Consider the following 7,183-nt stretch of genomic DNA (forward strand, 5'->3'; position numbering starts at 1 on the left):
CGGGCTTTCGCGGCGCGCGGTCACGCGGCCTCTCGGCGGCGCGGCAGCAGCAGGCCGACCGCCGCGATCAGCAGGCCCAGCCCGGCCGCCATGAGGAAGACCCGGTCGTAGCCGGCGGCGAGGGCCTCGACCGCGGTCGGCCCGCCGGGCGCCGCCGCCGTCCGGGCGGTGGCGGCCGTCGCGAGGACCGCGAGCCCGACCGCGCCGCCCGCCTGGGCCGCGGTGTTGGCCACGCCGCCGATGATCCCGGCGTCGCCCGCCGGGACACCGGCGGTCGTCACCGCCATGAGGGTGGGGAACGTCAGCCCGATGCCGACCGCGACGAGCAGCGTCGGCCCGAGCAGGGCGGTGAGGTAGGCGCTTGCGGCGTCCGCCTGGGAGAGCCAGCCGAACCCGGCCAGGAAGCAGCCGCAGCCCGCCAGTATCAGGAGGCGCGCGCCGGTGCGCGGCAGCAGCCCGGCGGCGATGCGCGCGACCACCAGGAACGTCACTGCCGCGGGCGTCTGCCCGAGCCCGGCCCGGAGCGCGCCGTAGTCGAGGACGTTCTGCAGGAACAGCGACGTGAAGTACCACATCGCGGGCGCGATCCCACCGAAGAGCAGCAGCATGCCGCTGCCCACGGCCACTCCCCTGATCCTGAACAGCCGCAGCGGCATCAGCGGCCGGGCGGCGAAGCGTCCCTCCACCACGAGGAAGGCGGCGATGAGGAGCAGGCCCGCCGCGACCGGCCCGGCGACCCGCGCGGACGTCCAGCCGTGGTCGGTGCTCTGCATGACCCCGTAGATGAGCGCGGCCAGCCCCGCCGTCCCGGTGACGGCGCCGGTGAGGTCGAGCGGCTCCCGCCGGCCGGCCCGGGCGCCGGCCAGCGCCGTCATGGCCACCACGATCAGCACCGCGCCGATCGGCACGTTGATCAGGAAGACCCAGCGCCAGGACAGGCCCGTCGTGAGGGCGCCGCCCGCGACCGCGCCCGCCATCCCGCCCACGCCGCCGGCGGCGGACCACGCGCCGAACGCCTTCGCGCGCGCACGCTCCCCGGGGAAGCCGGTGCTGATCACGGCGAGCGTCGCCGGGGCCAGCATGGCGGCCCCCACGCCCTGGACGACGCGGGCCGCGACCAGGAGTTGCGGCGCGTGCGCCAGGCCGCCGACCAGGCTGGAGGCGGAGAACAGGAACATCCCGGCGGCCAGCGTCCGGCGGTGGCCGAACAGGTCGGCGGCGCGTCCGCCCAGCAGCATCAGGCCGGCGAAGGTGAGCAGGTACCCGTTCACCACCCAGGCGAGGCCCGCGGCCGAGAAGCCGAGGTCGCGGTCGATCGAGGGCAGGGCGACGTTGACGATGGACGCGTCCAGAATCACCATGAACTGGCAGGCGCAGACCAGCCCCAGCACCATCCAGGCGGGACCGGTCCTCACCTCCCCGGGTTCGCGGACCAGAGTCTTCTCAATCGGTTCGAACGACACGAGCGCCTCCTAGGGACGAGTGGGCACAGCCGGTGCGGCGATCGGGCCTGCCGGTACGCGCCCGCACCGGCAGGGGGCGATTCACGGGTGACCCACCCGCTCACGGCTGCCCGCGAGTAGGCGGAGGGTGGTCTCGGCCAGGCGGCGGCCCTGGTAGCGGGCCGCGTCGAGGACTGCCGTGTCGGGGCCGTCGCCGGACGGGCCGGTCACGGACGAGGCGCCGTAGGGGTTGCCTCCGGCGGCGTAGACGGCAGGGTCGGTGTAGCCGGGCGGGACGATCAGCGCGCCCCAGTGGTAGAAGACGTTCGCCAGCGAGATGAGCGTGGCCTCGTTCCCGCCGTGCCGGTTGAACGCCGAGGTGAAGGCCGTCACCGGCTTGTCGGCGAGCACGCCCTCCCGCCAGAGTCCGGCTGTCTGGTCGATGAACTGCTTGAGCTGCGCGGCGGGCGCGCCGAAGCGGGTCGGCGTGCCGAACGCGTACGCGTCGGCCCAGGCCAGGTCCTCGACCGCGGCCTCGGGGATCGAGGCGGTGGCGTCCCGGTGCCGCCGCCACTGCGGGTTCTCGTCGATCGTGCTCTCGGGGGCCAGCTCGGCGACCCGCCGCAGCCGCACCTCGGCCCCGGTCGAGGCGGCGCCCTCGGCGACGGCCTCGGCGAGCGCGTGCACGGCGCCCGTCGAGCTGTAGTAGATGACGGCGACCTTCACGGACATGTCGGCTCCTCGACGTCGCGCTAGAATTAGTTATCCGCATAATGTTATGCGCATAACTATCTCGTCAAGGAGGGGCCGTGGACTTCGACCGCGCCGACGCGATCAACCAGGCCATCCGCCTGCTGAGCCTGCGCCACCGGGCCCGGGCCGCGGCGCTGCTCACCCCGCTCGGCCTGCATCCCGGCCAGGAGACGCTGCTGCTCGAACTCGCCCGGACCGGCCCGAGGATCCAGGCCCAGCTCAGCGAGGCGCTCGGCTGCGAGCCGCCCAGCGTCACGCTCATGGCCCGCAAGCTGGAGGCGTCCGGCCACATCCGCCGCAGGGCCGCGCCGTCCGACAAGCGCGCCAGCATCGTGGAGCTCACCGACTCCGGGGCGGCCCTGGCCGAGCGGGTCAAGGAGCTGTGGTGCGACCTGGCGGAGGAGACGGTGGCCGGCCTGCCCGAGCAGACCGTGGCGGATCTGCCCGGCGTCCTCGGCACCCTGACCGCCAACGTCGACACCCGCCGCGCCCGCCACGACGACCCCGGCCCCGCGCGACGATGACACCGGGTGGCGCGCGATGGCCCCGGCCTTCCCCCGGCGCCGGGCTGGGGGAAGGCCGGGATCAGGGAGCCGTCAGGACTTGAGGGCCCTGCCTCCGAAAGTCACGACGAGGCGGCCGTCCGAGGCGAAGGACCAACCGAGGGCGCCGGCGTAGGAGGAGCACCGAGAGCCGTTCGCGCCGGTCCAGAACTGGTTGGAGCCGTCGGCGTCGCCGACGACCTTGTCGTTCGATCCGTCGACGCCGAACCGGCACGAGGTGTCGTTCCGGAACACCGAGGTGCCCGCGTCGAACGAGAAGTTGCGCTCGGCGTTGTCGATGCTCGCGTTGTCCGACACCGTCATCGGGCCGGGGTTCCGGTTGTAGGTGAACCCGTGGTGGCCGTTGCGGTAGGCGATGTTGCGCCGGACGACGTGCTTGACCGAGATGTCCTCGCCGCCGAGCTTGTAGCCGTTGCGGTCGCCGTTCCCGGCCTGGCCGCCGTTGGAGAGCGTGCCGTTGCCGTAGGAGAGGGAGTCCTCGATGGTCACCGGGCCGATGGCGCCGGTCGCGCTCTTGGTGTAGAGGTCCCAGCCGTCGTCGATGTTGTTGTGGGAGACGTCGTAGCGGAAGACGTTGCCGGAGCCGACGGTGAGCTTCGCGGCGAAGCCGTCGGCGTCCTCCCCGTCGGAGTCGGCGTTGTCGTGCGACTCCGCGCTCAGCACGAGGTTGCCCGACGGCCACTGGTCGCGCGGGGTGTCGGAGGCGATCCGGGAGATCTGGAGCCCGGTGTCGCGGTTGTAGCGGGTCACCGTGCGCTCGATGACGTTGCCGCTGCCGCCCACGAAGATCCCGTTGTCGCCCGCGTGCTCGACGACGACGCCGCGGACGTGCCAGTACGACCCGTTCACGGCGAGGCCGCGGTTGGCGGGGTCCTCGCTCATGGCGGCGAAGTTCAGGACCGGCGTCTCACCGGGATAGGCGAACAGCTCCGAGCGGTCGCCCTGCGTGCCGTTGCGGCCCTGCGGGATGGTGACCGTCTGCGAGTAGCGGTAGGTCCCGCCGCGCAGGTAGATCGTCCCGCCTGGGGTGATGCGCCCGATCGCCGAGGTGAGCGTCGTCGGGTCCGACTGGGTCCCGGACGCGCCGTCGCTGCCGTTCGGGGCCACGTACAGCGCGTCGCCGCCGGTGGGGGGCGGGGTGTCGCCGGTCTCGGCGTCGACGTAGTCGATGTTGGGCAGTCCCTCGGCGCCGGTGGGGGTGAACCGGACGGTGTTGGCGCCGGCGTTCAGCGCCACCGTGATCGTCTTCGTGGCCCAGGCGTCCCACGAGCCCGTGCTCTCGAACGACGCCGACGGGACGGCGGAACCGTTCACCGCGACGTCAGCGGGCCGCGCGCTGGAGGTGCCGTTGGCGAAACGGACCCGCAGCGTCGCACTGCCGGCCGCCGACGCGTTCACCGTTAACTGCGCGTAGGCGCCGGCCTTGTTCGTGCCGTTGCAGAACCCGCTGCCGGAGTAGCCGCTGTGGTTGGAGTCGATGGTGCCGGTGCACACCGCCGGCGAGGTCTCGGCCTCGTAGCGGGTGGTGGCGGCGTGCGCGGCGGTGCCGGGCAGGGCGACGAGCGCGCCGGCCAGCAGGCCGCCGCAGGTGATGAGGGGTCTCAGCTGCATCGTCGTTCTCCAATCGGGTGGTTTGTGCCAGAGGTGGTCACTGGCACGGCGAGTGGTGCGAGGACTGTGGGCGGCATCTACGGGAACGCTTCGCCTGCGACCACGCCGGCGAGCCAGTCGAAGGCCGCGTCCTGCATGGCGCGGTCGAAACGGTGCGGGGCGTCGAAGAAGGCACCCGTGTAGCGGGCGGGCGCGTCCCGGTAGGCGTCGGTGATCTGCCTATGTGCCCGGCGCATGCCCCGGGCGGGGAAGAGCGGGTCCGCGGCGGCGTAGAGGACCATCAGCGGAGCCGGGGCGCGCGAAGCCACCACGCCCGGCCAGTCCGCCAGCCGGGTCAGGCCCGGCGGGAACATCATCCAGGAGTGGGCCGCCACGTGCTCCTCGCGGAGGTCGCGGAAGGAGGACACGGCCGCCGCCACGGCCACCGCGCCGATCCCCGGATCGAGCGCGCCCAGGACGGCGGCCCGCACCCCGCCGCCCGAAAGCCCGATCACGGCCACAGACCCGGCGTCCGAAGCAGAGCCGACGTCCGATTCGGAAGCGATGCCCGAGCCGGAGACGGCGGCCGAGCCGGAGACGGCGGCCGAGCCGGAGACGGCGGCCGAGCCGGAGACGGCGGCCGAGCCGGAGACGGCGGCCGAGCCGGAGACGGCGGCCGAATCGGAGACGGCGGCCGAGGCAGATGTTGTGTTCGAGAGGGGGGCGATGTCGGGGCGGGAGCGCAGGTACGCGGCGGCCGCGAGGTCCTCGGAGGCGAGGACGCCCGTGAACGAGGTGCCCAGCAGGGTGCAGGCCTTCGCCAGGACGTGCTCGTGGTCGCGGGCGGCGCGGTCGTAGCGCTCGGGCTCGCTCGCGTCCGGTCCCATGCCCTCCACCGGCGGCAGATCGGCCGGCGGGAACCGGCGGCTGCCCCAGGCGAAGACGTCGTGGGCGAGCACGGCGAAGCCCCGGCGGGCCAGCTCGCCCGCGTAGGCGCGGCCGCCGTAGAGCCGGTCGCGCAGACGGGCGACCTCCGGCGCCGGCGGCTCCGGACCGTCCGCGATCTTGTCCTTGCCCGCCCACTTCATGCCCGCGTGGCAGTGCATCGCGAGGACTCCGGGCAGCGGGCCGGGGACGCCGTGCGGACGCAGCAGGTATGCGCGGGTGCGGGGCCCGAAGCCGACCGTCCAGGAGAGCTCCTCCCCGTCCAGCCCGTCGCGGGTCCAGCGCCGCTCGACCCGGACGTCACGGGCCCGCAGGTCGAGGACGCCCAGCGCGTCCCCGAGCCGTTCGCGCAGGCCGGGCCCCGGCACCGGGAACAACCCGCGCTGCCGTGAGGCGACGCCCGCCAAGCCCGCGAACCCCGCTGGACCGGCGGAGTCTGTTTGGGGCGGGAGGGCTGGTGGGCGGGGGCGCATCAGTCGGCCCGACGGGTGCCGCTCGCGGTGAGTGGGACGGGGGCGCCGGTCGTCGCTGACTCGTCGGCGGACACGCCGATCATCACGCTCGCGACGCCCGCGCGGTATCCGGCCTGGCGGGCGAGCGGGTCCCGCGACGGTCCGCGGAACACGTCGTCCAGCAGCAGGGCGTCGCCGCCGCCGTGCGCGCCCGCGCCCTTCTCGATGGCGATCTCCTCCGGCTCCCGCCAGTGCCGGTGCAGCACGAGCCGCTCGGACGCGCCCGCGGCGTGCTCCTTGCCGGACGCGGTCGGGTCGATCGCCGCGTGCGGCGGCGTCCAGGCGCGCTCGACGACGTCCAGTTCCAGCCGTCCGGCGGTGCCGTTGACGACCGCGCGGTAGCCCTCGGCGGGCGCGTGCGCGTTGAGGGAGTAGGTGAGCAGCGCGCCGCCCTCGTAGCGGACGAGGACCGCCATGTTGTCGTCGATCGTGACGCCTTCGCCGAAGACGTCCTGGTCTCGCAGGTAGCCGTCCTCGTGCTCGGCGTCGAGGTAGAGGCGCTTGAGCCGCGGGTCGGCGGACAGGTCCAGCAGGAACGGGTCGGTGCCGAGCCGAGCCGCGCCGCGGGCCCGGGCGGGCCGGTCGGCGAGGCCGCGGGCGCGGGCGTTCGCGGCGCCGTAGAAGCGCAGGGACGTCTGCGCGTAGACGGAGGCGGCGGCGTCGGCGATCCACCAGTTGACCAGGTCGAAGTGGTGGGTGGACTTGTGCACCAGCAGCCCGCCCGAGTTCGCCTTGTCGCGGTGCCAGCGGCGGAAGTAGTCGGCGCCGTGGATTGTGTCGAGCGCCCAGTCGAAGTGCACCGAGGTGACGTCGCCGATCGCGCCGGCCGCGATGAGTCGGCGGACGGCGCTGTTGCGCGGCGAGTACCGGTAGTTGAAGGTGACGACGAGCCTGCCCGGAGCGCGCTCGGCCGCCTCGACGATCGCGGCGCAGTCCTCGGCGGTGGTGCACAGCGGCTTCTCCACGACGACGTCCTTGCCTGCGTCGAGGGCCGCGACCACGTAGCGGGCGTGGGCGGCGTCGACGGTCGCGACCACGACGGCGTCGGCGAGGTCCAGCATCGCGCCGAACTCCTCGGGGGCGAAGCACGGCACCTCGCGGCCGATCCGGTCGAGGTAGTAGCGCAGGCGCGTCCGGTTGGGGTCGCAGAGCGCGGTGATCTCACCGGTGTCGCTCCACTCGCCGAGCAGCGCGTCGACGTACATCTGCGCCCGGTGGCCGAGCCCGACGAAGGCGTATCGCATGCGGGGAACTCCAGAGAGGGAATGGAGCCGGGGGGTGGCGCCCCGGGCGGCGGGCACCGCCCCCCCCCACGGGCCGGGGGCCGGAGCAAAAACCACCCCCGCAACGCTGACCACCACACACCTCAGTAAGCCAC

The 7,183-nt window shown here is 73.9% G+C and carries 6 protein-coding genes; 1 reads left to right on the forward strand and 5 read right to left on the reverse strand.

Going from position 1 to position 7,183, the window contains the following annotated elements:
• Nucleotides 1-20 precede the first annotated feature (20 nt).
• Complete coding sequence (locus ABWI07_RS16380; protein WP_353819042.1) at nt 21-1,463, reverse strand: MFS transporter; 1,443 nt, start codon at nt 1,461-1,463, stop codon at nt 21-23.
• Between the two features lie 81 nt (nt 1,464-1,544).
• Nucleotides 1,545-2,174 (reverse strand): NAD(P)H:quinone oxidoreductase, encoded by a 630-nt coding sequence (wrbA, locus tag ABWI07_RS16385; protein WP_353819043.1) that lies wholly within the window; start codon nt 2,172-2,174, stop codon nt 1,545-1,547.
• A 77-nt stretch (nt 2,175-2,251) separates the two neighbouring features.
• Here wrbA and ABWI07_RS16390 point away from each other — a divergent pair, with 77 nt between their 5' ends.
• Nucleotides 2,252-2,719 carry a MarR family winged helix-turn-helix transcriptional regulator gene (locus ABWI07_RS16390; protein ID WP_149259945.1) on the forward strand — a complete coding sequence of 156 codons (468 nt, stop codon included), beginning with the start codon at nt 2,252-2,254 and terminating at the stop codon, nt 2,717-2,719.
• Nucleotides 2,720-2,791: 72 nt separating this feature from the next.
• Here the strand turns inward: ABWI07_RS16390 and ABWI07_RS16395 are convergent, their stop codons facing one another.
• The 3 genes from ABWI07_RS16395 to ABWI07_RS16405 form a co-directional block, all read right to left on the reverse strand.
• Complete coding sequence (locus tag ABWI07_RS16395; RefSeq protein WP_353819044.1) at nt 2,792-4,369, reverse strand: right-handed parallel beta-helix repeat-containing protein; 1,578 nt, start codon at nt 4,367-4,369, stop codon at nt 2,792-2,794.
• 77 nt (nt 4,370-4,446) lie between these two features.
• Nucleotides 4,447-5,661 carry a dienelactone hydrolase family protein gene (locus ABWI07_RS16400; protein WP_353819045.1) on the reverse strand — a complete coding sequence of 405 codons (1,215 nt, stop codon included), beginning with the start codon at nt 5,659-5,661 and terminating at the stop codon, nt 4,447-4,449.
• Nucleotides 5,662-5,765: 104 nt separating this feature from the next.
• A complete protein-coding gene (locus tag ABWI07_RS16405; protein WP_353819046.1) occupies nt 5,766-7,049 on the reverse strand; it encodes a Gfo/Idh/MocA family protein in 1,284 nt (427 codons plus the stop codon).
• Nucleotides 7,050-7,183: the final 134 nt, after the last annotated feature.

Origin of the sequence: Actinomadura sp. NPDC000600 (assembly GCF_040492135.1) — a bacterium.
In the GTDB taxonomy this organism is placed as follows: Bacteria; Actinomycetota; Actinomycetes; order Streptosporangiales; family Streptosporangiaceae; genus Spirillospora.

Excerpts from the sequence above, each read along its gene's own strand:
- wrbA (WP_353819043.1), bottom strand. The coding sequence starts at position 2,174 with ATGTCCGTGAAGGTCGCCGTCATCTACTACAGCTCGACGGGCGCCGTG.
- ABWI07_RS16405 (WP_353819046.1), bottom strand. The coding sequence starts at position 7,049 with ATGCGATACGCCTTCGTCGGGCTCGGCCACCGGGCGCAGATGTACGTC.
- ABWI07_RS16395 (WP_353819044.1), bottom strand. The coding sequence starts at position 4,369 with ATGCAGCTGAGACCCCTCATCACCTGCGGCGGCCTGCTGGCCGGCGCG.